This window comes from Leisingera sp. ABD4_442 (assembly GCF_056160905.1).
In genome coordinates, this window is sequence record NZ_JBSWYB010000110.1 from 1 (window position 1) to 279 (window position 279).

General features: G+C 61.6%; 1 protein-coding gene. It reads right to left on the minus strand.

All coding sequences use genetic code 11. From position 1 onward, the window contains the following. A partial coding sequence (locus ACXAHG_RS23600; RefSeq protein WP_475061270.1) for an IS30 family transposase occupies nucleotides 1-279 on the minus strand: 279 nt, incomplete at both ends.

Here is a 279-nt window from a genome sequence, read left to right on the forward strand (position 1 = left end):
GGGCAGATATCGGCGCAGCCTGTTATTGGTGTTCTCAACCGTGCCTTTCTGGTACGGCGCTTGCGGGTCACAGAACCACGCATCCGCACCGATCCCGGCTTTGAGGTGCCGCCAGGCTGAGAACTCCGTACCTCGATCAAAGGTGATCGACTTGCGCGCCTCGGCGGGCAGGGGAGCCAGGCCTTGGATTAGCGCTTCCATGATCGGCTTGGACTGGCGATCCTCGTTGCGCATGACGACAGCATACCGGCTGACGCGCTCGACCAGGGAGGTTACGTT